Origin of the sequence: Mycobacterium sp. (assembly GCF_965277065.1) — a bacterium.
Taxonomy (GTDB): domain Bacteria; phylum Actinomycetota; class Actinomycetes; order Mycobacteriales; family Mycobacteriaceae; genus Mycobacterium.
Genome location: NZ_CBDIBT010000016.1, coordinates 450,293 through 473,797, shown reverse-complemented (window position 1 = coordinate 473,797; position 23,505 = coordinate 450,293). Strand labels below are relative to the sequence as shown.

Here is a 23,505-nt window from a genome sequence, read left to right as displayed (position 1 = left end):
GATCGGACGCTAGCGGAGCATCGAACGCCGCCAGCGGCACCCGATGCCCTCGTCACGGCGAACACGATTGCGTTGGCGCTGGGAGGCCAGCGTATTGAGATGCTGGGCCGGGTTGTCGATCCCCGCATCTTTCTTGCCGAATTGCGGCACGTCGCGACGATGCTTCTCCATATCCTCACCGCTGCAGGGGATTTCACTGCCTTAGGGTGGGCGACAGTCTTAAAGACCGAGTCCGCCTCGCGCACGGCCGAGCTTCGCAACCCTCGGTGGGGAATTAGCCCGCCCAGAAGCTCGGCAGTGCGTGCATATGTTCTCGCCGAAGCCAATGCCATCCTCGGTGAGCGCGCGGTTGCAGGGGCGGGAGCACGCCTCGCGTCCTGGCTGGCGCCGATCTCGGCGGTGGCTAACGGGCCGAGCAACTGGCTGAGCAATCGCACCACGCGCACTGCGACGACTGCCGCGTTGATTTCCTCGGCCGTTTCGGGTCGGCACCACGTTGGTCGTCGGCTCAACGTGACGGGCGTCCGACAACTGCCGCCGATGACTGCGATCCCTCAACTTCTCGATCCCGAGCTGTTTGCGAGGTTTTTCGACGGCATGCTTGGCAGCTACCCGTGGACAGCGCGGCTCTACGCCTCGCTGTGCCTGGCGCGATCGGTCTCGGCTGCACCGAACTGGTCGACTGCCGCCGCCGATCTCGGTCTCGATCCCGCGATCGGTCACCGAACCGCCCGCGCCGCCAGTGGCCGAATGCTGGCGACGCCAGGCGTGTTTGCTGACGCGGTCCACCGAACCCTTGACGCGCTGCCGCGGGACCGCGACTTCCGTGAACGCGAATCGCGTGTCGCCACTCTCGCCTCCCAAACCGCCGACTGGTTCGATCACTGGCGTACGTCGTCGACGCCGCATCGCCGGCTCACATCGCTGCCGTATGCGATCACCTGGATGTGGTGCGTGCCGGCTCAGGGATGGCTCGGCGCCAGTCCCGCATGGCACAGCCCTGTTCCGGCGTGCGCCAAGGTCGGCTACCGCGAGTTCTGCGCCCGGCTCACGCCCGAAGCTCAGGCCGGTTTACGGGCCCTTGTCCTCGACGACCCTCGGGACTGACGAGCCTTGCCTCGCGGCGCCGGGAGCTTAGCCGCCTGTGCGGTCGGTGGCGTCGCGGTGTTAGGCGCCGCTGACAGTGCCCTCGCCGTAGGCCTTGTAAGGGCTCCGTTCCTGTCCATCATCGCGTGACGCGCCGCTTCAGCACGATCGCTAAGGGTGACACCATCGAGGTGGTGGCGCAGGATCGCGTGGGTGCCGTCGTTGGTAGCGGCGAGCGTCGCTTCGCAGATCAACTGTTTGAGATCTTGGAAGTAGCCCTGGGTGCGAAACCATAGCTCACCCGCCAGATCTCGGTACAGCATCCCATCCCTGCCGGCTGGTAAGTGCGGAAGGAGTCGCTGCTCGACGTCGCGGATGACGCGCTGCCAGACGCGCTGCTCGTCAGGCTCGTCAATTTCGTATTGGGTCACCGCAAACGTCGTCGACCTGCCTTTGATCTGCGGATCGTTGAGCAGCTCGCCGCCGATCAGGTTGGCGCCCACCAGCACAAGAGTCGCGGCACTTTCGCCGAGTTCGGTGTTGAGAAATTTGATGTGATCGAGCACTTTTCGTGCTCCTCGCCATTCTGTTTTGAGCAGATTGACATCGTCGATCACCACCACCCGAGCTTGGTGTCGGGCAAGTGCTTTCATCGCGCTTCGCGTTGTGTCGTGGGCAGTGGTACCGCTGGGCAGGCCGTAAAACCCCAGGATCTGTGAATCGAGTGCCTTCGTTTGCGCGTCGGCTTGAAGATTGATGAACACGACTGGACAGAAGTCGCATTCAACGTCTGGCGTCGGGTACCACACCGGACGGTGTGTTGACCCGTCCACTGCTGACGCTGTCCAGTGGAGGTATCGCTGTCGAGCCCAGTCCTTGATGAATACGCTCTTGCCGATCGTATTTGGGCCGGTGATGACGGGGATTTCCTTTGCACCCGGCGGCGTTTGAGCGTTGCGCTCGATAATCGTGTTCAGTCGCTGGGTGACAACATCGAATTGGGCGGTGGTGAAGTAGTGCTGATGGAGCCAGCGCTTGAGGTGGTCGATCTGGGACCTGCGTTGGGCACTGTTGAGGGCGCCCCACTCTTGGAGCGTCAGCGGTGGGGGCTCCTCCGGTGTAGGAGCGGTGCACCAGTCGTGCCATCGGCGGGAATCCATGTTCGGTCAGTCCTCGGCTAACAGGTCCGGCCACTGGGTGCGCATTGGAGACCAATCGCGTGCCCACGCCGAGATCTTCTTGTCAGCAGGCCATTCCGGGTGTAGCCCAATGGCGCGTTGGGCCTCGTGGTGGTCCCAGCGCGCTTGTTCGACGCGAAGGGTCGCCGCTACTACTTGGGTGGAATCTGATTGGACTTTATCGACGCGGGCCAATTCGGTGAGCTCGTCGAGGATCTGACGTGTGGCCGAGTTCTTCGTAAGGACGGTGTTGCCGCCCCGGTCGCGGATTCGTCGGCACGCCGTTGCTACAAGCCGAGCGGTCATCGGCGCTTCGGTGCGCGAAGCGCCCCGCCAGACAATGGGTTCCACCCGTTGCGTTTCGGGGTCGCGGAACCATATCCGGGAGACATCATGCGGATCGACGTGGAACGGCGCCGCGCTATCACCGTCTCGGAAATAGCCGCTCGGCGTGGTCCGATACTTATCCAGTGTCGTGGCGTCATAGACCAGGTTGGCCCACTCAACCCCCTGATGACTGATGGTCAGCCAACGCAACGGCAGAAACTGGTAGATCAAATCCGGTGTCTGGGGCACGTCTATGCGGCCCGTGACCTCTACCAATGCATCCCACATCTCCAGCGGGCACAACCGTGCGGCCGGCTCCCCCGGCAGGATCAAACCGGTGTGCCATGAGCGGTGGTAGTCCAATGCCACGAAACGTCTCAAGAAATCTTCAGTTCGCGGGCGGTCATCAGGGGTTCTGCAGAAACGAGCCTTCCGCGCTCAGACGTGTTGCGGCCCTTATATCCTGGGAATTGTTGCAACGCCCGCTGAAGCGTCTCGTGCCATCGCTCGACGTGCGGATTGTCCGTCGGGTGACCACCCCGGCTGAGCAGCAGATCAATTCCCAGGTCACGCAACGTCGCTCGAAACACCCGAGAAATGAAAATGGCTCCTTGGTCCGCGTGAATCGCGTCGGGTCGGACCGACGGTATGTGATGTCGCCCCTGCAGAGTCGTGAAGTCCGGCGATATCAGTTGGTTTCCGGCCCGCACAGGGGTGTCCGATAGATCGAGCTGCGCGGGCAGCCCAACCCACCGCCAATCAGTCATCGCGGTTCCCTGGACAATCGCAGAGAAGGGCCGACAGATGTCATAGATCATCAAGCCGGCGTCGATCCCGTCGGCGCTGCGCGGAGTCACACGCAACGCAAGGACGACCCGAGTAGCGACGTCGACAGCCGTGAGGATCTCGACACTGTACGGCGCGCCAGTCAGAGGTGAATACACAAGGTTGTCCGCTCTGGTCGCATCGATGGCGACGATCTGCCCGGGGCGGATAGCTGGAAAGTGTTGTAACCCTGAGGTTTTCCGTAGACTTCGGCTGCGCTGGGCACGCGGGGTGGCACCACGCTGCCTCTTCAGGGTCGACAGGTACTCGCCGGTAATACGCTCGGGCACCCGAGGATCTTTGACGCCGCTGTCGATGAGCCGGACTCGAATACGGCGATCGATCTCTTTGGTGGACACCGTCGACCTATCACCGTCGAGGGTGTCAAGTACCTGCTCGGCGAGTGCCCGATAGCGGAAATCAATGAGATCTCGCGGTTTCCGTGCCCGTAGGCTGCGCCCGTCGATGAGCGCCCTTAATCCGCTGTCTTTCCATGACCTGACCCAGTTTCTGATTGTGCTCGGATTCGTTGTCCCGAACTGAATCGCCGTCGCGGAGCCGCCGCTGCGCCGCCCGGTCGTGGCGCTGCTCCTCAGCGAGCAGTCCCGCCATCACGTCACAACGGCGAGATTCAGAGATGCCGAAACCCGGCCCGAACGGGTACCGGGGCTCGTCCCCGCGGGCCAGGTCGCGGTGGCCGTCCCGGTAACCAGTAATGATCTCCTGAACCACCTCCAGACGATCCAGGGCGACATGTTTGGCGTTTTCGTCTAGAGCGTCCCAGAGCGGCCGCAGTGCCTCTGTCAGCGGCGCGATTTCGCCTTGGCTGATTTCTCGCACGGTGACCTCGTCGAGCCAACCCACCGATTCCAGTTCGCCGAACGCGTCACGGATCATGTAGCCAGACGAGCCTACCGAGATCACCACCCCAGTTCCGTTTCTAGTCAGCACGCGCGTTCCCTCACGTAGGCGGGTACGGCCTTCAGGCATCCCAGTACTCCTCGTTCACAGTGACGCGCGACTCCTCTGTGATGCTCGTGGACAGGTCGACCGTAAGCTGGCCGCCCCACACCAAATGCCACACCACCGATTTCAGCTCGCCCGAACCGTCGTCATGATCGAACAAGTGTCCAAGCGTTGCGCCATCGCCGCTTGCTACACGCCGGATCGACTCGACATGCAGGTTCATCCATGCCGGGCGCTGACGAAAACCGTGCAGCCACAACAAGTTCATTCGTTCGATCGTTGTCAGCCCGCTGAATACTTCGTAGCTCCAGCCAACCGCCCCGCAACAACGCCGGGCGACGTCGGCGTGCATTATGAAATCGTCGTCTTGGTTATTTAGCCGTCGTGCGTCCCAGACTGTCACCTCGCCCCCTACACCGACGGTGAGCAAATCCGGCGTATGACCACCCGGCGCGGGCTCGTCCCACGACAGCCGAAAAGGCTGCGACACAAGCCACGCGACCTTGGGGTCACGGTCGCACCTGCGCATGAGGTCATGCTCTAGGCCTGACTCCAACCAAACGTGGTCACCGTTAGTCATTGAGAACGCCGACACAGGAATGTGCCTTGCACGCCTGCAGGCACGCGTCATCCGCACAGACTCAAGAAGACGCACCGGTGGGCTACCTTGCAACTGCCAGTTCCATGCCTCCATAACGGCTGACCCGGAGACTCTCAGTTCCCACGCAATTGATGCGGCCACAGGTGTCAAAAGAGCGTCGTCGTGGTCGTTTGGTTGCGAATCTACGCCAGCGACACGGTCTGCCTCGGTGAGATCACGGCCAACGCCGACCCCGCCTCGAGGAGATGCGTATGGGCGACGGTCATTGTGGCGTCGTCCACCGCTCCCCGGGACTAATGCGCGGGATGCCTTATTGGCCACGTCCGCGCCGGCAAGCGACGGTGGACATGGTTAGCACGCTAGCGACGGATACCAGCCGGGGTGCCAAAATCGCAAGAAGAACTTGACATAACCATGGTAAGCGCGAGCCGGAAGGACGCCCAGGCACGACAGGTCAGGCCCAACAACACCCTACGAATCCGGGTTGGCTCCGCCCCCTGGCTTTCAAAACCCCTGATAAGCGAGCCGACGAGGATCTGCCTACGGCTTGTTAAACAAGAAGGTGCCGCTCGCTAATCTTCGTTGCATCTCGACACCTACAACTACCGCGCCATGTTGGTGAAGCGCGAAAGATGAAGCTGGTGAGCAACTGTCACCGTCTTGGTCGGCCCGTTACGGTGCTTGGCCACAATGAGGTCCGCCTCACCGCCGCGCGGATCGTCACGCTCGAACGCATCGGGACGGTTCAACAGAATGACCATGTCCGCATCTTGTTCCAAACTCCCGCTCTCACGAAGGTCGGACAGCAGCGGCTTCTTGTCGGTGCGCTGCTCGGGACCACGGTTGAGCTGGCTGATGGCGATCACCGGAACTTCGAGCTCTTTGGCCAAAAGCTTGAGGTGCCTCGAGAATTCGGATACTTCGATCTGCCGGGACTCGACTTTCTTGCCGGACGACATCAGCTGCAGGTAGTCGACAACGACCAGCCGCAGATCGGCTTTTTGCTTCAGCCGACGGGCCTTGGCGCGGATCTCCATCATCGTCAGGTTTGGCGAATCGTCGATATACAGTGGCGCTTCGCTGATTTCGCTCATCCGCCGGGCCAGCCGAGTCCAATCGTCGTCGCTCATCCGGCCCGAGCGCATGTCGCCGAGCTTGATCTTGGCCTCGGCGGACAGCAGCCGCATCACGATCTCGGACTTGCTCATTTCCAGCGAGAAGATGACGCTGGCCTTCCGGTGCTTGATCGAGCACGACCGCATGAAATCCAGACCCAGCGTCGAGTTGTGCGTCGGCACCATGCCCCGCCCAGCCAAATACAGATGCGCCGCGTTGTCCACCTGCACGCAGCGCACTGGAACACAACAGACCGGGCGCACGGCGTCCACTTGCAGCACCGGGGCCATCACGGTGGTGGCGCCCGTACGCATCCCGTCGCGGCCCAGGGATCCGGCAGCAGAGATCGTGTCCAGGCCGCCGCGCAATAGGCCGGTCGCGCGGATGCCATAAGCGGTCGGCCACTGATGCTCCGCGTCGGCGACGATCACCGTGCCGTCGGAGAATTCAACCTCGTAGCACGGCCGGCCCAGCATGACCTCGGTGGCGGCCACCACGCGGGTCGGTTGCCCGTCGGCACCCAGCAGCTCATCGCCGACCGCGACGGCGCCCATCGTGGTCCAGCCGTCTGGCGTCGGCAGCGGCGTGTCCAGCGCCAGCGCCTTCCCCACACCGGGCCTCGCCGCGACGATGATCATCTGCCCCGGGTGCAGGCCGTTGGTCAGCTCGTCGAGCTCGGTGAACCCGGTCGGCACCCCGCGCGCCAGACCGCCGTTAGAGGCGATCGCGTCGATCTCATCCATCGTCGGCTGCAACAGGTCTTCCAGCGGGACGAAGTCCTCAGACATCCGCCGCTCGGTCACCTCGTACATCTCGGCCTGCGCGCGGTCGACGACCTCGGCAACGTCGGCACCCTCCGCGCCGGCATAGCCGTATTGCACAACCCGCGTTCCAGCCTCCACCAGCCGCCGCAGCAGCGCCTTCTCCGCGACGATGCCCGCGTAGTACCCGGCGTTGGCCGCGGTCGGCACCGTCGAGATCAGGGTGTGAAGATAAGGCGCCCCGCCGATTCGGCGTAGCAGCCCGCGGCGGTCCAACTCGGCGGCCACCGTCACCGCGTCGGCCGGCTCCCCGCGCCCATAGAGATCCAGGACGGCGTCGTAGACGTTCTGATGCGCTGGGCGGTAGAAGTCGCTGGGCCGAAGCCGTTCCAGCACATCGGCGATCGCGTCCTTGCTCAATAGCATGCCGCCCAACACCGACTGCTCGGCAGCGAGATCCTGTGGCGGCTGACGGCCGTAATCCTCACTCGGCGCCTCCGCGCTCGCACGTCCCAAATCATCAACGACCGCCACTGCTATCCCGCCTCCTACACACGACGCTCGAACGCACATTCGACGCCGATGGCTAGACGTTAAGACGCGCCACCGACACCGCTCGACTCAGCCGACCGCCCACCACCCCCCGAAAATCGGGGGCCCACCCCAGGCGGATCCACGGCCTTCGCCCTCGTGACCGACCTCGACCCGCAGGCGGCGGGACAACCACCGCGGGCCGTGAATCGGCTTTCGAATGCCAGCATCACCTCACGACGGGTCGACGTTAAAGGTTGCTGGCGAGGACAACAAACGGGGTTGTTCATAACCTTGTGCATGGTGTGTGCATATCCGTCTACGCCCGTGTTGAGGGGTTGTGGAGAACTTGTGGAGCAATATGCGCCATTGCAGCATCACCGCAGATAAGCGCACCACACACCTGCGTATCTTGTGTGGATGGGAATCTCTACGGCGTGTCGGGCGCGGTTGCCACTTCGGGCGTGTTGTGTTTCGCCGAGTGAATAACAGTGTTAACGGACGGTAACGTTCGCTATCGGTTGCTGACGACTATGAGTTCGCTATGCAAACACAAAACCCCGGGGCAGCCGACTGTGGCTACCACCGGGGGTTTGCGGTGTGAAAAGCTCACGCCTCCGCGACCACGTCGAGCGCGACGTGCACGTCGACGTCGGGGTGCACATGCACAGTGATCGGATGGCTGCCAACGGCCTTGATGTGGCCCTTCGGCAAACGCACCACGCGCTTGTCGAGGTTCGGCCCGCCGGCTTTGCGGATAGCCGTGACGACCGCGCTGGTCGTCACCGAGCCGAACAGCTTGCCCGAGTCGCCGGAGGTGCGCACCGGGAGCGGGACAGCGCCCAGACCCTCGAGGGCGGTCTTGATCTCGTTGGCGTGCTCGAGGTCGCGCACCTGCTTGGTGTCGCGGGCGCGACGAATGTCGTCCGCCTGCTTCTGCGCGCCGCGCGATGCGACGATCGCCAGGCCTCGCGGCAGCAGGAAGTTGCGGCCGTAGCCGTCCTTGACCTCAACGGTCTCGCCGACGACACCGAGGTGGTCGACGTCGGCGGTCAAAATGAGCTTCATTGTTTCGCTGATTCCGTTCTGCGTGTATCCGCGCTTACCGCGTCGACGAAGTGAAGGGCAGCAACGCCACTTCGCGGGCGTTCTTGACCGCGATTGCGACGTCGCGCTGGTGCTGGACGCAGTTGCCGGTCACCCGGCGGGCGCGGATCTTGCCGCGCTCGCTGATGTAGGTGCGCAGCAGCTGGGTGTCCTTGTAGTCGATGTCCTGGCCCTTTTTGGAGCAGAACACGCACTTGCGCGCCTTGATCGGCTTTTCCGGCGCCGGACGCCGCTTGGTGGAGGACTTCGCCATGGTCTATCTCTTTCGTTCTGTCGTCCCGGGTTATTCAGAAGGGGGGTTGTTAGAAGGGGGGCTCGTCGTCGCCGCCGGCGAAGGAACCCGATGCCGGGGCGCTGCCCCACGGGTCGTCGCCACCGGCCGAGCCGCCGCTGCTGCTGCTGCCGCTCTGGGCGGCCGCCGGCTGACGGGATCCGCCGCCGCCACCGAAGCCACCACCACCGCCGCCGCTGCGGCTGGCTTTGTTGACCTTCGCGGTGGCGTAGCGCAAGGACGGCCCGATCTCGTCGACCTCGAGCTCGACCACGGTGCGCTTCTCGCCCTCCCGGGTTTCGAACGAACGCTGCTTGAGCCGTCCGCTGACGATCACGCGCGCGCCGCGAGTCAGGCTCTCGGCCACGTTCTCGGCGGCCTCTCGCCAGATGTTGCAGCGAAGGAACAGCGCTTCGCCGTCCTTCCACTCGTTGGTCTGGCGGTCGAAGGTGCGCGGAGTCGACGCGACCGTGAAGTTCGCGACGGCGGCGCCCGACGGCGTGAAACGCAGCTCGGGGTCGGCGGTCAGGTTTCCGATAACCGTGATGACAGTGTCACCAGCCACAATGAACTCCTAAGTTCGTTTTGGCGTAAGTCACGCTGAGCCTACGCAAAGGCTCGGACGTGCCGTGGTTGTTCGCCAACAGGTCGTCGCCAGTCAGTGCTTGTCGGTGCGCATGACCTTGGTGCGGAGCACCGACTCGTTCAGGCTGAGCTGACGGTCGAGTTCGGACACCGTCGCGGGTTCCGCTTTGAGATCAATCACGGCGTAAATGCCTTCGGCATGCTTGAGGATCTCGTAGGCCAGCCGGCGCTTGCCCCAGATGTCGACCTTCTCCACTGATCCACCGTCCTTGCGGACAACGTTGAGAAAAGTCTCCAGCGACGGAGCTACGGTGCGCTCGTCGAGAGTGGGGTCGAGGATGACCATTAATTCGTATGGACGCATGGGAACCTCATCACCTCCTATGGTCGTGTGCGGCCGTGGCTCATTTCTCCACGGCAGGAGGGTCGCCTGCGTCGGCAACCGTCACAGGCTACCGGACGGCGGCCGGACCTGCGAAATCCTGCACTTCCAGCCAATGAGACACGTCGAGTGTGCACTCAGCGTTCCGAGTGTGCGCCAGGGGCGGGAATCTCGCCGGATTCTCGCCCAGGATCCACACTCGACGCCGCGGTTGCACGATCGGTCGGGGCGCCGGCTGCGACCGTCTGCCGTAGCCCGGCTGGGCGCAGCCGCGCAGACAGCCAGCCTGGTGGTGCGTCGGGAGCGCGGTCGAACACTCCGCCGGCCGGATCGTCCACCCGTCCGCCCCAGCGCACCAGATCCTCCTCGGGCCGATAGACCTGGCGGATCACCAGCACGCACAAGACCAGCACCGCGACGTCGCGCAGCAGCACCGTGGTGGTGAACCACTGCTGAGGCAATCCCCGATCGGGCACGCTGTAGAGGTAGTACATCCGTGGCACCCACACCAGCGCGTCAATGGTCATCCACGCCAACAGAATTCGCCGGTGCGGCAGCGCCAGCACCGCCAGCGGCACCAGCCACAGCGAAAACTGCGGGCTCCACACCTTGTTGGTCAACAGGAACGCGGCCACCACCAGAAAGACCAGCTGCGCCAGCCGTGGCCGGCGCGGCGCCGTCAGTGCGACGTAACCGATTGCGGCGCAACATAATACGAGCAGAACCAGCACGACGCTGTTCAGGATCTGCGGCGGCTGCCAGAAACCGATGTCGGAATCGAAACCCGCCCAGCCGGTGAGAGATTTGACGACGTTGTAGAGCGAATCCATGTCCTCGCCGCGACGGGCGTTCAGCCGGAAGAACTCCGACCAGCCCCGCGGAAAGAGCAGCAGCACCGGCAGATTCACCAGCAGCCACGTCACCGCCGCGGCGGCCGCGGTGCGGGCCACCTCCCGCAAGCGCCCGGTCCGGATGCCCAGCACCAGCAGCGGGCCCAACAACAACAGCGGATACAGCTTGGCCGCGCCACCCAAACCGATCAGCACCCCGGCGAGCAACGGCCGCCGTCGCGCCCAGGCCAGCAGACCACCGACTGCGAAAGCCGTTGCCAGGGAATCGAAATTCGTGAAGATCTGGAAGATCACCAACGGCGATGCCGCCACCAGGGCGGCGTCCCACACCCGTCGTCCGGCCAGCCCGGCCGTGGCCCACAGCGTCGCCAACCAGGCCAGCGCCAGGCCGAGCGCGGCAATGTCGAAGAACACCACCACCTCGGCCACCACCGGCAGCGGAATCATCCGGGTGACGGCGGTGTAGGTCTTGGCCAACGACATCGACACGTACTGGTACACCCCGGTGAGCACCGGATACTCCATGTAGCGCACCGCCGGCTTGCCGTCGTAGCGGGTTTGCGGTTTGCCGCTGCCGTCCTTCTCGATCCAGCTCGACTTGTACGGAAAACGGCCCTGGCTCAACAACTCCGCGCCGTACAGCGGCACGGTGTCGGAGTAGCACAACTCGTAGTAGGCCCGCTGGTTCTGCCAGTTGGCGACGCGCTGATCACCCGGCCCGGTCCCGACGGTCTGCAGGCACGGCGCTTTGGTCGACCAGCCCAGCGCCAAAAACACCAGTGCGATCAGGAACATCACCCGCAGCGGCGTCAGGATCCGGGTGCGCCCGATGATCGCGTGCCGGCCTACCGGACCGCCCACTACATTCGACAGCGCCGCGCCCAGAAAGTCGGTGCGGCTCGGGCAATCCCGATCATCAGCGGAGCGTAGATCACCGGCCAGCGGCCGCGGTGAGATGTCGGCGTGATCCGTCTCGGCGACGGTCACGGCGGAGGCGGCGGTCCCGGCTCCGCCGCTGCCGGCGGCGGAGGCACCGGCGCCACCGGGACGGTGGTCGGCGGCCCGACCGGAATCGTGATGCCCGGTGCGATTTCCATCGTGGGCTGGATGACCGTCATCTGCGGAGGCTCCGGTGCGGGTGGCGGCGCGGCCGGCACGCCGGCGGAGCCGCCGATCTCGGTGGGCTTCGGGAAGGTTTCGTTCGTGGTGCCTTTGAGCGTGCCGTCCATCGTCGACTTCCAAATGTCCGACGGCAGACCGGATCCGTAGACCGCGGCACCGCCCTTGGTCACCAGCGGCACGTCGCCGCGCACGGTCCCGAGCCAGACCGCCGTCGACAGCGAGGGGGTGTAACCCACCATCCAGGCGTCCTTGTCGGCGTCGGTGTCACCGAATTGGGTGGTGCCGGTCTTGGACGCCGACGGCCGTCCGCCGGCCAGCGCATGTCCGCGCGAATACGACGCGATCGGCTGCATCGCCGACGTGACGTTGTCGGCGACGTCCTTGGGGATCCGCTGCTCACCGGAGTTGTCCGAGCCGCTCGCGTCGAACAGCACCTTGCCGTCGGCGTTGACCACCTTTTGCACGAAGTGCGGGCGGTGGTAGATACCGGAGTCGGCCAGCGTGGCGTAGGCCGAGGCCATATCGATGGCCCGGGTTTGGTACTGGCCCAACACAATTCCGTTGTTGGGCGGGCCGCCCTTGCCATCCTCGGACAACGTGTGCGAGACCCCGGGGAAACTGCCCGCGATGCCGGCCTGGTGCGCGGCGTCGGCCACGTCTTGCGGGCCGTGCTTCAGCTTCAGCATCAGCCGGTAGTAGGAGGTGTTCAACGAACGCTTGAGCGCCTCGGCGATGTTGCAGACCCCGCAGCCTTCGCCCTCGACGTTGGTGATCTTGATCCCGTTGACCGTGAGCGGCGAGCTGTCCACCTGGTAGCCCAAGCCGATGCCCTGTTCGAGCGCGGCGATCAACGCGAACACCTTGAACGACGACCCGGTCTGCAACCCGGCCTGGGCGAAGTCGAATCCGTTGGCGTCCGCGCCACCGTAATACGCCTTCACCGCGCCGTTGTGCGGGTCGATCGACACCACCGCGGTCCGCATGTCGGCGTTCTGCCCGGCCAGGTATTTCGCCACCGCGTCCTCGGCAGCCTTCTGCGCCGTCGGATCGATCGCCGTGGTGATCTGCAATCCCTGGGTATTCAGCGTCTGCTCGTCGATGTTGAACAACTCGAGCAGTTCCTTGGTCACCTGTCGCTGGATCAGCCCGTTCGGCCCGGTGGTCTGGTTCTGCTGGCGGGCCTGATCGGCCGGCACTGTCGGCGGGAACTGCTGCGCAGCGCGGTCTTTCGGCGTCAGGGCTTTGTCGTCGACCATCCCGTCGAGCACCCAGTTCCACCGGCCCTGGGCGCCCACCAGGTTCACCGCCGGGTCCAGGGTCGACGGCCGCTGGATCAGCGCGGCCAGCAGCGCGCCGTCGGCGATGGTGAGTTGCTCGACGGGCTTGCCGAAGTAGGCCTGCGAGGCCGCCGAGATTCCGTAGGCGCCCCGGCCGAAGTAGATGATGTTCAGATAGGCCTGCAGCACATCGTCTTTGGACCACTCCCCGGTCATCTTCGTGGCGATGACGAGTTCTTTGGCCTTGCGGATCAGGCCGCCGACTCCGGCGCGCTGCGCTCCGACCAACGCGTTCTTGACGTACTGCTGGGTGATCGTCGAGCCACCCTGCGTGTCGCCACCGAAGATGTTGTTCTTGAACGCTCGGGCGAACCCGGTGAACGAGAAGCCCGGGTTGGAGTAGAAGTTGCGGTCCTCGGCGGCGATCACCGCCTGGCGGACGTGCACCGGTACCTGGTCGATGTTGACGTCGACTCGATTGCCCTCGGGTGGAACGATTTTCGCCAGCTCCGAGCCGTCGCTGGCCAGGATCGTCGAAACCTGGTTGGTGCGGATGTCGCCGGGCTTGGGAATGTCGACGATGGTGTAGGCCATCGCGAAGGTGACGATCGGCAGCAGCAGGAGCACCACCGCGCTGACGAAGAGCCCGCGACGGACCCACTTCCCATTGATGTGGTTCAGCCACTCCCAGTCGAGCCGCTGAGCCCAGCCCGGTTGCGGTGGCTTGCGTCGCGGCGGTCCCTTCTGCGGGCCACTCGGCGGTGGGCCACTTGGCGGTGGGCCGCCGGGGGGCGGCTGCTGACGCCGCGGCGTCTTGGCGTCCAGGGCGGACGAGGCCATCTCGACCGGGTCGCGCCGGTCCGATGGCCGGGACGTCGGCCGTCCGTCCAGCGCGGCCTTCACCGCGTCGATGGGGTCCTTGAAACGGTTCGGGGTGTCGTCCTTGACCGGCGGCAGGATCGTGGTCAGCCGGTCATCGGGCGGAACGATCGGCCGGCCCGAGCCCTGCCGCGTCTGCTTCGAGCCGCCATCGGCCCCTGCCCCTTTCGGGTTGTCAGCGGCTGATCGGTCTTGCTGCCTTTCGTTATTCACTGGCCGTGCGCGCGCCGTCGCGCGCCGTCCGAGTGCTGCGTGACTTCCGCGGCGGGCGAGCCGTGCGTGTCGCGCCGAGCACATACGACTTGACCAAGTGATTCCAGCTGCAGGTTCGACATACCTCCACCACATGTACCGCGAACTCTTCGAACCGCGACGCCAACAAGACCAACTCCTCGGCGCTCCGCGCCGACCCCGACACCGCGCCGAGGTGCTCGCCGAACACCCACGAGACCAGCGTCAGCTGCTCTTTGCGGCAGATCGGGCACATGACCGTGCTGACCTTGCCGTGGTATTTGGCGGCGCGCAGCAGGTACGGGTTGGCGTCGCAGACCTCGGTGACACCGGTGCGGCCCGAGTAGACCTCAGCCAGCAGCGACCGACGCTTGAGCGCGTAGTCCACCACCTGTCGCTGCAATCGCACGATGACCAGAGTACGTCTGCGCGGCCGGTGCGCAGAGGTAGGTCGGTCACGTTTCGACCTACGCCTCGCCGACGCTGGGCAAGAAGGCCGACCTGACCGGCTCGGGTGCTCGACCGATTCGCGCACCATCGTCGAGCAGACCCCGCTCCGCGAAGGATCGGGCGGACGCCCTCGCCGAAGATGTAGGCCTCCTCCAGGTGCGGATAGCCGGACAGGATGAGGTGGTCCAGACCGAGTTCGGCGTATTCGGCGATGCGGTCGGCGACCTCGGCGTGCGAGCCGACCAGGGCGGTACCGGCGCCGCCGCGAACCAGCCCGACACCAGACCACAGGTTGGGATAGATCTCCAGCCGTCGGGCATCCGTCCCGGACGTGTAATCCTGGCCGCCGCCGTGCAATTGGCGCATGCGGCGTTGGCCCACCGATTCGGAGCGGGCCAGCGACTGCTGTGCGGCGGCCACGGTCTCGGGGTTCAGCGCCCCCAGCAGCCGCTCCGCCTCGGCCCACGCCTGCTCGCTGGTATCGCGGGAGATGACGTGCAGCCGGATGCCGTAGCTCAGAGTCCTGCCCAGCGCGGCGGCCAGGCCGCGAATCCAGTCCAGCTTCTCCTTGACCTGCTCGGGCCGCTCACCCCAGGTCAGATAGGTGTCGGCGTAACGGGCCGCGACCTGGCCGGCTTCCGGTGACGAGCCGCCGAAGAACACCCCCGGCAGCGGATCGGGCCGGCGCGCCAGCGACGCCCGCTCGACGCGCAGGTGCTCACCGGCCACTGTCACCGGGGTCTCGGAGGTCCACAGCTGCTTCACGATGTCCAGGAACTCGCCGCAGCGGGTGTAGCGGTCCTGCTTTTCCAGGAAGTCGCCGAAGGCGCGTTGCTCGGCGCTCTCGCCTCCGGTGACCACGTTGAGCAACAGCCGGCCCTGCGATTGCCATTGGAAGGTGGCCGACATCTGCGCGGCCAGCGTCGGGCTGATCAGCCCCGGCCGGAACGCCACCAGGTACTTCAGCGACTCGGTGTTGCCGATCAGCATGGCGGTGGTCAGCCAGGCGTCTTCGCACCACAGGCCGGTCGGCGTCAGCACCGCCTCGAAGCCGTTGATCTCAGCCGCCTGCGCGAGCTGGATGAGGTATTTCAGGTCCGCCGGCCGATCGCCGCGCATCCCGCTGCCGTGCCCGCCGGCGATCAGGTCCCGCGAGTCGCCGTACGTCGGAAGGAACCAGTGCAGATGAAGTGACACGTTGTGTGGTTATGCCTGGCTGCGCCCGTCGCCACCAGGCTTGCACCCATCCTGATTTCAACCCGATCGGCAACTTGAACGACCAGCGGTTGAACTTGGAGAGAACACCAGTTGTCCGCCCGAAGTAGCGGCGAATATATCGGGCCGATACTATGACGCGAGACAATATCTCGACATAGCAGCGACGTAATCAATCGGGCAAAGGTGGTGACTTAATGCTGGAGCTCGCCATCCTGGGACTTTTGCTCGAGTCGCCTATGCATGGCTACGAGCTCCGCAAACGGTTGACCGGTCTGCTCGGGGCATTTCGGGCCTTCTCCTACGGGTCGCTCTATCCCGCGCTGCGGCGGATGCAGACCGACGGAATGATCGCCGAGAACGCCGCGCCGGCCGGAACGCCGGTGCGTCGGGCCCGGCGGGTCTACGAGTTGACCGACGCGGGCCGGTCGCGCTTCAGCGAGCTGGTGGCTGATACCGGTCCGAGCAACTACACCGACGACGGGTTCGGCGTGCACCTGGCATTTTTCAACCGCACGCCGGCTGAAGCGCGGATGCGCATCCTGGAGGGCCGTCGCCGCCAGGTCGAAGAACGACGAGAAGGCTTGCGTGAAGCAATCGCGCGGGCCAGTAACTCGTTGGATCGCTACACCCGCCAGCTACACCAACTCGGGCTGGAATCCAGCGAGCGCGAAGTCAACTGGCTCAACGAACTGATCGCGGCCGAACGCTTAGCGCAAAGCAGCGCTGAGCAGGCCTAGAGCCAACTCACCCCCCAAAGAAAAAGTTAAGGAGTACGCCCATGAGTGAGCAGAACGCGCCCCAGGCGTCCACCGAGGTAAGAGTCGCCATCGTTGGCGTCGGGAACTGCGCGTCCTCACTTGTTCAGGGCGTCCAGTACTACTACGACGCGGACGAGAACAGCACCGTGCCGGGCTTGATGCACGTGAAGTTCGGCCAGTACCACGTTCGCGACGTGAAGTTCGTCGCCGCGTTCGACGTGGACGCCAAGAAGGTGGGCTTCGACCTGTCCGAGGCGATCTTCGCGTCAGAGAACAACACCATCAAGATCTCCGACGTGCCGCCGACCAACGTGACGGTGCAGCGCGGCCCGACCCTCGACGGCATCGGCAAGTACTACGCGGAGACGATCGAGATCTCTGACACCGAGGCTGTCGACGTGGTGAAGGCGCTCAAGGACGCGCAGGTCGACGTGATGGTCTCCTACCTGCCGGTGGGTTCCGAACAAGCCGACAAGTTCTACGCCCAGTGCGCGATCGACGCGGGAGTGGCATTCGTCAACGCACTGCCGGTGTTCATCGCGTCCGACCCGGTGTGGGCCAAGAAGTTCACCGACGCCGGCGTGCCGATCGTCGGCGACGACATCAAGAGCCAGGTCGGCGCCACGATCACGCACCGCGTGATGGCCAAGCTGTTCGAAGACCGCGGTGTGCAGCTCGACCGCACCATGCAGCTCAACGTCGGCGGCAACATGGACTTCCTCAACATGTTGGAGCGCGAGCGGCTGGAGTCCAAGAAGATCTCCAAGACCCAGGCCGTCACGTCGAACGTGCAGCGCGAGTTCAAGACCAAAGACGTGCACATCGGTCCGTCCGATCACGTCGGCTGGCTCGACGACCGCAAGTGGGCCTACGTCCGCCTCGAGGGCCGCGCCTTCGGTGACGTGCCGCTGAACCTGGAATACAAGCTCGAGGTGTGGGACTCGCCGAACTCGGCCGGCGTCATCATCGACGCGGTACGGGCGGCGAAGATCGCCAAGGACCGCGGTATCGGTGGACCGGTCGTCGCCGCGTCGGCGTACCTGATGAAGAGCCCGCCGAAGCAGATGGCAGACGACATTGCCCGTACCAAGCTCGAAGAGTTCATCATCGAGGGCTAACGCTCAGCGCCGAGGGTAACGGCAGCGTCGCGTTCGGGGTCGAAAGTCGCTTCAGCGTTACGCTCGCGGCGCGCGTGCCCGGCTCGTTAGTGTCGAGAGCCATGACCGACATCTCCGACGACGACCTGGTTGGGCTGTCCGAATTCGGGCTGCTGTCCGAGAACGCCGAGCAGGCCGGCGTCACCGGTCCGCTGCCGTCGGTGCGACGCGTCGAGGTCGGCCGCGTCAGCGCGTTGCAGTGGGGCAAGGCGTCGCCGCGGGTGGTGTTCTTCCACGGCGGCGGGCAGAACGCGCATACCTGGGACACCGTGATCGTCGGTCTGGGTGTGCCCGCGCTGTCGGTCGACCTGCCCGGCCACGGGCATTCGGCGTGGCGTGAAGACGGCAACTATTCACCGCAGCACAACGCGGCGGCCGCGGCGCCGGTGGTCAGCGAGCTGGCCCCGGAGGCCGAGCTGGTGGTCGGCATGTCGCTGGGCGGGCTGACCGCAATCGGGCTCGGGGCCATCGCCCCGCGGCTGGTGCGCGAGCTCGTACTGGTCGACGTCACCCCGTCGGCAATGAAGCGGGTCACCGAGATGACCAAAGAGCAGCAGGGCACCGTCGCGTTGATGCAGGGCGACCGCGAGTTTCCCAGCTTCGACGCGATCCTCGAGATCACCACCGCCGCGGCACCGCACCGCGACCGGAAATCGTTGCGCCGCGGCGTTTTTCACAACACCAAGCAACTCGATAACGGCACCTGGACGTGGCGCTGGGACACTATCCGGGAATTCCCCGACTTCGACGGCCTGTGGGATGACATCGCCGGCCTGTCGGCGCCGGTTCGATTGGTACGCGGCGCCACGTCGGGCTTCGTCACCGACGAGGACGCCGACGAACTTGCCCGGCGCGCACAGCAATTTCGCGGCCTGCAGGTCGTGGAGAACTCGGGCCACTCGGTGCAGAGCGATCAGCCGCTGGTGCTGATCGAGATCCTGCGGGGCGTGCTCGGCGACGCCTGAGCCGCCTACTCGGGCCAGGAGTTGCATCGCGCCGGCATACAGCAACTCCAGGTTCGGGCAGCCCACGCCGTTGGCCCTGCAAGGCCCCGAAGATGAACACTCGGCGGGAGTGGTTGAACAGTAGGTCGCCTTCGGCGTCCCGAATGTGCGCCGTTATTGTTCTGACCAGCGCAGTGTCGGGGATATCGATGCCAGCGATGCGTTCGGCCATTTGTTGACGAGCGTATCGCCGGGCCTACGGTGGAGGCCATGACTTCTTCCGACCGGCCGATCCGCATCGGCGTCCAGCTGCAGCCTCAGCACACCTCCGATTACAGCAACCTGCGCGATGCCGTGCGCCGATGCGAGGACATCGGCGTCGACGTCGCCTTCAACTGGGATCACTTCTTCCCGCTCTACGGCGATCCGGACGGCGCGCACTACGAATGCTGGACCATGCTCGGCGCCTGGGCCGAGCAGACCTCGCGTATCGAAATCGGTGCCCTGGTGACCTGTAACTCCTACCGCAACCCCGAGTTGCTGGCCGATATGGCCCGCACCGTCGACCACATCTCGGGTGGCCGGCTGATCCTGGGCATCGGATCGGGTTGGAAGGAAAAGGATTACGACGAGTACGGCTACGAGTTCGGCACTGCCGGCAGCCGCCTGGACGATCTGGGCAGCGCGCTGCCGCGGATCAACGACCGGCTGTCCAAGCTGAATCCGCCGCCCACCCGCGACATCCCGCTGCTGATCGGCGGCAAAGGCCCGAAGAAGACCCTGCGATTGGTCGCCGAACACGGTGATATCTGGCATGGGTTCACCACCGTCGACAGTTACCCGCAGGCCGCCGACGTGCTTGCCGAGCACTGCACGGCGGTGGGCCGCGACCCCGACACCATCGAGCGCTCGGCCGGCGTCAACGCCGAAAATCTGCTGGCCGACGCGGACGGGTTGGTAGCCCTCGGCGTGACACTGTTGACCGTCGGCGTCAACGGTCCGGACTACGACCTGAGCGACGCCGAGGATCTGTGCCGGTGGCGTGATCGGGCATGAGCGCCGGCGCATCCAGGCTGTCCGCGCTGTTCGCGACGATCCTGCTGACCTGGACGCTGGTCGCGGCGGCGCCGGCCGCGGCTGACAGCAATCACATGTGCAAGCCGTCCGGCAAGGAGGGCGCGATGGCCCTCCCGGGCAAGCTCGTCCACGCAAGCCCGCCATTGGAACGCGACTACACGACCCCCGACGTCGAGCCGTTGAGCGCGGTGGATATCGACGCGCTCGGATTGCACACCCCGCGGACCCTGACCATCGGTACCCAGCCGGGAGGTCCCCCGACCAGCTGCCTGAATGCGTCCGGGCGCTTCACCGGCTTTGACAACGAGCTGTTGGGCTCGGTCGCGGCAAAGCTGGGCCTGAAGGTCGCCTTCGCCGGCACCGAATTCGCCGGCCTGCTCGCTCAAGTGGCGACGGGACGCTTCGACGTCGCCTCATCATCGATCATCGCCACCGAAAAGCGCCGTCGCACAGTTGGATTCACTAATGGCTACGACTTCGGTTACATCTCGCTGATCGTCCCGACCGGCTCGCCGCTGGACAGCTTCGACAAACTGGGCGCCGGGCAGCGGATCGGCGTCATCCAGGGGACGGTCGAGGAGGCCTACGTCGTCGACACGGTGCATGTGCAGCCGGTGAAATTCCCCGACTTCACCACCCTGTACACCTGCCTGAAAAACCATCAGGTCGACGCGTGGGTAGCGCCGGCGATGGAGGCGGACAAAGTGATGCGGCCCGGCGACCGCGCCAAGGTTGCCGCGTACACCTACAGTCCGGGCAGTTTCATCGCGTTCCCGGTCGCCAAAGACAACCAGCCGCTGATCGATGCCTTGAACGCCGGCTTGGACGCTGTGATCGCCGACGGCACCTGGTCGCAGCTGTACACCGACTGGGAGCCGCGGCCCTTGCCACAGGACTGGAAGCCGGGATCGCGAGCGGCGCCGACTCCGCACCTGCCGGATTTCGCGGCGATCGCCGCACACAACCACCGTGAGACGACCGACACCGGGCCGGAGAAATCCACGCTGGCCCAACTGCGGGATCAGTTCTTCGACTGGGACCTCTACCAGCAAGCCATCCCCGCCATGCTGACAGTAGGCCTGCCCAATACGCTGATCCTCACGGTCAGCTCCGCAGTCATCGGAGTGGTAATGGGCATGGCGCTCGCGGTCGCCGGCATCTCCCGGTCCCGCTGGCTGCGCTGGCCGTCGCGGATCTACACCGACATCTTCCGCGGCCTGCCCGAGGTGGTGATCATTCTGGTGATCGGGCTCGGAATCGGGCCCCTCGTAGGCGGATTGACGAACAACAACCCGTTCCCGCTGGGCATCGCGGCGCTGGGGCTGACCGCGGCGGCCTATATCGGCGAGATCTTCCGCTCCGGAATCCAAAGCGTCGAGCCCGGACAGCTCGACGCCGCTCGGGCGCTGGGGCTGAGCCATCGCACCGCGATGCGCCTGGTGGTGATTCCGCAGGGAATCCGTCGGGTGCTGCCTGCGCTGGTCAACCAGTTCATCGCGCTGCTGAAGGGGTCCGCGCTGGTGTACTTCCTGGGGTTGATCGCCGGCCAGCGGGAGCTCTTCCAGGTCGGCCGCGACCTCAACGCGCAAACCGGCAGCCTCTCGCCGCTGGTGGCCGCGGGCTTGTTCTATCTGGCGCTGACCATTCCGCTGACCCACCTGGTCAACGTCGTCGATCGCCGGCTTCGGGAGGGCAGGCCGGAGACCGGACCCGACGACACCTTTGCGTTGGCCGCTGGTCAGGAGATGATATGAACCAGTCAGTAGCGTTGGCGGCCAACGGAATTCACTTGTCGTTCGGCCGCAACAAGGTGTTGTGCGGCGTCGACATCGCCGCGCCCGCCGGGAGCACCGTCGCGGTGATCGGGCCGTCGGGGTCCGGGAAATCCACCTTGCTGCGCACCCTGAACCGGCTGCACGAGCCCGACCAGGGCGACATCCTGCTCGACGGCCAGTCCGTCTTGGCCGACGACCCCGCCGCGGTGCGGCAGCGGATCGGCATGGTGTTCCAGCAGTTCAATCTCTTCCCCCATCTCAGCGTGCTGGCCAACGTAATGCTGGCCCCGCGCAAGCTCAAACGGCTGTCCACTGATGCGGCCCGTGAGTCGGCGCTCACCCAATTGGACCGGGTCGGCATGAAACACAAGGCCGACTGCCGGCCCGGCGCCCTGTCCGGCGGCCAGCAGCAAAGGGTGGCGATCGCCCGAGCGCTGGCAATGGGACCACAAGTGATGCTGTTCGACGAAGCCACCTCGGCGCTGGATCCCGAATTGATCAAGGGCATCCTGGCGTTGATCGCCGATCTGGGCTCCGACGGCATGACGATGCTGGTGGTGACCCACGAAATGGCGTTCGCCCGGTCGACGTCCGACGCTGTCGTGTTCATGGACCACGGCCAGGTGGTGGAGACCGGGCCACCCGAGCAGCTCTTCGAGGCCGCGGCCACCGACCGGCTGCAACGCTTCTTGTCGCAGGTCCTGTGATAGCAAAACCCGATTCCGGACCGCTGTAAGGCAGACAGGTTAGACTAGCGAACTATGGCGGAAACCGAAGCCACCGTGCCCGAGCTCACCGAGCTGGCGGAGGGGCTTCACCGTACGCTTTCCAAGCTGTTCTCGATCCTGCGGCGGGGCGATCCCAGCGCCGGCGCGGCGACGGCCAGCGACCTCACCCTCGCCCAGTTGTCGATCCTGGTCACCTTGCTCGACCGCGGACCGATCCGGATGACCGATCTCGCCGCGCATGAGCGCGTCCGCACGCCCACCACGACGGTGGCGATTCGCCGCCTGGAGAAGGTCGGCCTGGTGAAGCGTTCGCGTGATCCGTCGGATCTCCGTGCCGTTCTCGTCGACATCACCCCGCGAGGCCTCGCCGTTCATCGGGAGTCCCTGACCAACCGGATCGGCGCTCTGGTCACGTTGCTGAGCCAACTCAGCGGATCCGACCTGGAGTCGCTCACCACGGCGCTCGCGCCGCTGGAACGCCTGGCTGCCAGCGAGCCGGTAGGCAGCACGGCAGCCGCGACCAACGGCGACTCGACCGCGTAAACCGTTGCTGCGCTTAGCTGCCAGCGCGGCCCTCTAAGCTGGCGAGCATGCGGACAGCGCTCATCACCGGTGCCAGCCGAGGGATCGGCGCCGCGATCGCCGATGCCCTGGCGCCGACCCATACCCTGTACCTGGCCGGTCGATCATCGCCCGCGCTGCACGCCACCGCGGAGCGCCTCGGTGCCACCGCACTGCCGCTGGATGTGACGGACGCCAACTCCATCCAGGCCGCTGCCGCTGCCGTCGGCGAACTCAATGTGCTGGTGCACAACGCGGGAGTGTCGCTGCCCGGACCGGTCTCCGAATCCACCCCCGACCAGTGGCGGACCACGTTCGAGGTGAATGTAGTTGGCGCAGTGGCGGTTACGCTGGCGCTGCTGCCCGCGTTGCGCCGCGACGACGGCCAGGTGGTGTTCATCAACTCCGGATCGGGCCGGACCGCATCGAAGAACATGGCGTCCTACTCGGCCAGCAAGTTCGCTCTACGCGCCTTCGCCGATTCGCTGCGGCTGAGCGAGCCCACGCTTCGAGTCACCACCGTCTACCCCGGCCGCACCGACACCGACATGCAACGCGAGCTGGTGTCATTCGAGGGCGGCGACTACGACGCCGGCCGGCTCCTGCGCGCGGACACCGTCGCCGCTGCGGTCGCCCAAGCGGTCAACACTGCGGCCGACGGTCATTTGAACGAGGTCATCCTGCGACCACGCGGCTGACCGCCGCGCATCGACTGTGCGGGTTACGAAGCAAATTCGGGCA

At 65.3% G+C, this 23,505-nt stretch carries 23 protein-coding genes and 2 pseudogenes; 9 read left to right on the top strand and 16 right to left on the bottom strand.

Going from position 1 to position 23,505, the window contains the following annotated elements; genetic code table 11:
- Nucleotides 1-9 precede the first annotated feature (9 nt).
- The gene (locus ACQY5A_RS08085) at nt 10-171 is read right to left on the bottom strand and encodes a hypothetical protein (protein ID WP_428339950.1); all 162 of its coding nucleotides are present in this window, start codon (nt 169-171) and stop codon (nt 10-12) included.
- Nucleotides 172-297: 126 nt separating this feature from the next.
- On the opposite strand from ACQY5A_RS08085, the gene ACQY5A_RS08080 reads away from it, so the two are divergent.
- The gene (locus ACQY5A_RS08080; protein ID WP_428339949.1) at nt 298-1,107 is read left to right on the top strand and encodes a hypothetical protein; all 810 of its coding nucleotides are present in this window, start codon (nt 298-300) and stop codon (nt 1,105-1,107) included.
- On the opposite strand, the gene ACQY5A_RS08075 is transcribed toward ACQY5A_RS08080, so the two are convergent.
- The 14 genes and pseudogenes from ACQY5A_RS08075 to ACQY5A_RS08010 form a co-directional block, all read right to left on the bottom strand.
- A complete protein-coding gene (locus tag ACQY5A_RS08075) occupies nt 1,062-2,246 on the bottom strand; it encodes a TniB family NTP-binding protein (RefSeq protein WP_428339846.1) in 1,185 nt (394 codons plus the stop codon). The genes ACQY5A_RS08080 and ACQY5A_RS08075 overlap by 46 nt on opposite strands.
- Nucleotides 2,247-2,252: 6 nt before the next feature.
- On the bottom strand, nt 2,253-2,960 hold the full coding sequence (locus tag ACQY5A_RS08070) for a hypothetical protein (RefSeq protein WP_428339845.1): 708 nt from the start codon (nt 2,958-2,960) through the stop codon (nt 2,253-2,255).
- Between the two features lie 8 nt (nt 2,961-2,968).
- Nucleotides 2,969-3,775: a hypothetical protein gene (locus ACQY5A_RS08065; protein WP_428339844.1), complete on the bottom strand. Its 807-nt coding sequence runs from the start codon at nt 3,773-3,775 to the stop codon at nt 2,969-2,971.
- Between the two features lie 61 nt (nt 3,776-3,836).
- Nucleotides 3,837-4,343, bottom strand: coding sequence for a hypothetical protein (locus ACQY5A_RS08060; RefSeq protein WP_428339843.1), 507 nt, complete (start codon nt 4,341-4,343; stop codon nt 3,837-3,839).
- Nucleotides 4,344-4,398: 55 nt separating this feature from the next.
- Nucleotides 4,399-5,076, bottom strand: coding sequence for a TnsA-like heteromeric transposase endonuclease subunit (locus ACQY5A_RS08055; RefSeq protein ID WP_428339842.1), 678 nt, complete (start codon nt 5,074-5,076; stop codon nt 4,399-4,401).
- A 509-nt stretch (nt 5,077-5,585) separates the two neighbouring features.
- On the bottom strand, nt 5,586-7,394 hold the full coding sequence (gene dnaB, locus ACQY5A_RS08050; RefSeq protein ID WP_428339841.1) for a replicative DNA helicase: 1,809 nt from the start codon (nt 7,392-7,394) through the stop codon (nt 5,586-5,588).
- A 606-nt stretch (nt 7,395-8,000) separates the two neighbouring features.
- A complete protein-coding gene (gene rplI, locus ACQY5A_RS08045; RefSeq protein ID WP_428339840.1) occupies nt 8,001-8,459 on the bottom strand; it encodes a 50S ribosomal protein L9 in 459 nt (152 codons plus the stop codon).
- Nucleotides 8,460-8,493: 34 nt separating this feature from the next.
- Complete coding sequence (gene rpsR / locus ACQY5A_RS08040) at nt 8,494-8,751, bottom strand: 30S ribosomal protein S18 (protein ID WP_428339839.1); 258 nt, start codon at nt 8,749-8,751, stop codon at nt 8,494-8,496.
- 49 nt (nt 8,752-8,800) lie between these two features.
- Entirely contained in the window at nt 8,801-9,334 is a 534-nt protein-coding gene (locus ACQY5A_RS08035) for a single-stranded DNA-binding protein (RefSeq protein WP_428339838.1), read from the bottom strand.
- Nucleotides 9,335-9,427: 93 nt separating this feature from the next.
- Nucleotides 9,428-9,718 (bottom strand): 30S ribosomal protein S6, encoded by a 291-nt coding sequence (gene rpsF / locus ACQY5A_RS08030; protein WP_428339837.1) that lies wholly within the window; start codon nt 9,716-9,718, stop codon nt 9,428-9,430.
- 155 nt (nt 9,719-9,873) lie between these two features.
- Complete coding sequence (locus ACQY5A_RS08025; RefSeq protein WP_428339836.1) at nt 9,874-11,574, bottom strand: glycosyltransferase family 87 protein; 1,701 nt, start codon at nt 11,572-11,574, stop codon at nt 9,874-9,876.
- A complete protein-coding gene (locus ACQY5A_RS08020; RefSeq protein WP_428339835.1) occupies nt 11,571-14,078 on the bottom strand; it encodes a transglycosylase domain-containing protein in 2,508 nt (835 codons plus the stop codon). Before ACQY5A_RS08020 ends, ACQY5A_RS08025 begins: the two co-directional genes overlap by 4 nt.
- The gene (locus ACQY5A_RS08015) at nt 14,071-14,505 is read right to left on the bottom strand and encodes a DUF5318 family protein (RefSeq protein ID WP_428339834.1); all 435 of its coding nucleotides are present in this window, start codon (nt 14,503-14,505) and stop codon (nt 14,071-14,073) included. The genes ACQY5A_RS08020 and ACQY5A_RS08015 overlap by 8 nt, the downstream gene beginning before the upstream one ends.
- Before the next feature lie 58 nt (nt 14,506-14,563).
- Nucleotides 14,564-15,743: pseudogene (locus ACQY5A_RS08010) on the bottom strand (LLM class flavin-dependent oxidoreductase).
- Between the two features lie 215 nt (nt 15,744-15,958).
- On the opposite strand from ACQY5A_RS08010, the gene ACQY5A_RS08005 reads away from it, so the two are divergent.
- From ACQY5A_RS08005 to ACQY5A_RS07995, 3 genes are all read left to right on the top strand, one after another.
- Nucleotides 15,959-16,501 (top strand): PadR family transcriptional regulator, encoded by a 543-nt coding sequence (locus tag ACQY5A_RS08005; RefSeq protein ID WP_428339833.1) that lies wholly within the window; start codon nt 15,959-15,961, stop codon nt 16,499-16,501.
- Nucleotides 16,502-16,542: 41 nt separating this feature from the next.
- Nucleotides 16,543-17,640 (top strand): inositol-3-phosphate synthase, encoded by a 1,098-nt coding sequence (locus ACQY5A_RS08000; RefSeq protein WP_428339832.1) that lies wholly within the window; start codon nt 16,543-16,545, stop codon nt 17,638-17,640.
- A gap of 101 nt (nt 17,641-17,741) precedes the next feature.
- Nucleotides 17,742-18,644: an alpha/beta fold hydrolase gene (locus ACQY5A_RS07995; protein ID WP_428339831.1), complete on the top strand. Its 903-nt coding sequence runs from the start codon at nt 17,742-17,744 to the stop codon at nt 18,642-18,644.
- A 24-nt stretch (nt 18,645-18,668) separates the two neighbouring features.
- Here ACQY5A_RS07995 and ACQY5A_RS07990 read toward each other — a convergent pair.
- Nucleotides 18,669-18,855: pseudogene (locus tag ACQY5A_RS07990) on the bottom strand (diguanylate cyclase); the annotation flags it as partial.
- 38 nt (nt 18,856-18,893) lie between these two features.
- Between ACQY5A_RS07990 and ACQY5A_RS07985 the strand changes: the two are divergent.
- The 5 genes from ACQY5A_RS07985 to ACQY5A_RS07965 are packed head-to-tail and all read left to right on the top strand — an operon-like array spanning nt 18,894 to nt 23,462.
- Complete coding sequence (locus ACQY5A_RS07985) at nt 18,894-19,679, top strand: LLM class F420-dependent oxidoreductase (protein WP_428339830.1); 786 nt, start codon at nt 18,894-18,896, stop codon at nt 19,677-19,679.
- Nucleotides 19,676-21,454 (top strand): ABC transporter substrate-binding protein/permease, encoded by a 1,779-nt coding sequence (locus ACQY5A_RS07980; RefSeq protein ID WP_428339829.1) that lies wholly within the window; start codon nt 19,676-19,678, stop codon nt 21,452-21,454. Before ACQY5A_RS07985 ends, ACQY5A_RS07980 begins: the two co-directional genes overlap by 4 nt.
- Nucleotides 21,451-22,182, top strand: a complete 732-nt coding sequence (locus ACQY5A_RS07975) for an amino acid ABC transporter ATP-binding protein (protein WP_428339828.1) — start codon at nt 21,451-21,453, stop codon at nt 22,180-22,182. Before ACQY5A_RS07980 ends, ACQY5A_RS07975 begins: the two co-directional genes overlap by 4 nt.
- Before the next feature lie 54 nt (nt 22,183-22,236).
- Nucleotides 22,237-22,746 carry a MarR family winged helix-turn-helix transcriptional regulator gene (locus ACQY5A_RS07970; protein ID WP_428339827.1) on the top strand — a complete coding sequence of 170 codons (510 nt, stop codon included), beginning with the start codon at nt 22,237-22,239 and terminating at the stop codon, nt 22,744-22,746.
- Nucleotides 22,747-22,793: 47 nt separating this feature from the next.
- The gene (locus ACQY5A_RS07965; RefSeq protein WP_428339826.1) at nt 22,794-23,462 is read left to right on the top strand and encodes an SDR family oxidoreductase; all 669 of its coding nucleotides are present in this window, start codon (nt 22,794-22,796) and stop codon (nt 23,460-23,462) included.
- Nucleotides 23,463-23,505: the final 43 nt, after the last annotated feature.

Coding starts and splice junctions, on each gene's coding strand:
- rpsF (WP_428339837.1), bottom strand. CDS start 9,718: ATGCGTCCATACGAATTAATGGTCATCCTCGACCCCACTCTCGACGAG.
- ACQY5A_RS08005 (WP_428339833.1), top strand. CDS start 15,959: ATGCTGGAGCTCGCCATCCTGGGACTTTTGCTCGAGTCGCCTATGCAT.
- ACQY5A_RS08085 (WP_428339950.1), bottom strand. CDS start 171: ATGGAGAAGCATCGTCGCGACGTGCCGCAATTCGGCAAGAAAGATGCG.
- ACQY5A_RS08055 (WP_428339842.1), bottom strand. CDS start 5,076: ATGGAGGCATGGAACTGGCAGTTGCAAGGTAGCCCACCGGTGCGTCTT.
- ACQY5A_RS07970 (WP_428339827.1), top strand. CDS start 22,237: ATGGCGGAAACCGAAGCCACCGTGCCCGAGCTCACCGAGCTGGCGGAG.
- rpsR (WP_428339839.1), bottom strand. CDS start 8,751: ATGGCGAAGTCCTCCACCAAGCGGCGTCCGGCGCCGGAAAAGCCGATC.
- ACQY5A_RS07980 (WP_428339829.1), top strand. CDS start 19,676: ATGAGCGCCGGCGCATCCAGGCTGTCCGCGCTGTTCGCGACGATCCTG.
- ACQY5A_RS07985 (WP_428339830.1), top strand. CDS start 18,894: ATGACTTCTTCCGACCGGCCGATCCGCATCGGCGTCCAGCTGCAGCCT.
- rplI (WP_428339840.1), bottom strand. CDS start 8,459: ATGAAGCTCATTTTGACCGCCGACGTCGACCACCTCGGTGTCGTCGGC.
- ACQY5A_RS07975 (WP_428339828.1), top strand. CDS start 21,451: ATGAACCAGTCAGTAGCGTTGGCGGCCAACGGAATTCACTTGTCGTTC.
- ACQY5A_RS08000 (WP_428339832.1), top strand. CDS start 16,543: ATGAGTGAGCAGAACGCGCCCCAGGCGTCCACCGAGGTAAGAGTCGCC.
- ACQY5A_RS08075 (WP_428339846.1), bottom strand. CDS start 2,246: ATGGATTCCCGCCGATGGCACGACTGGTGCACCGCTCCTACACCGGAG.
- ACQY5A_RS07965 (WP_428339826.1), top strand. CDS start 22,794: ATGCGGACAGCGCTCATCACCGGTGCCAGCCGAGGGATCGGCGCCGCG.
- ACQY5A_RS07995 (WP_428339831.1), top strand. CDS start 17,742: ATGACCGACATCTCCGACGACGACCTGGTTGGGCTGTCCGAATTCGGG.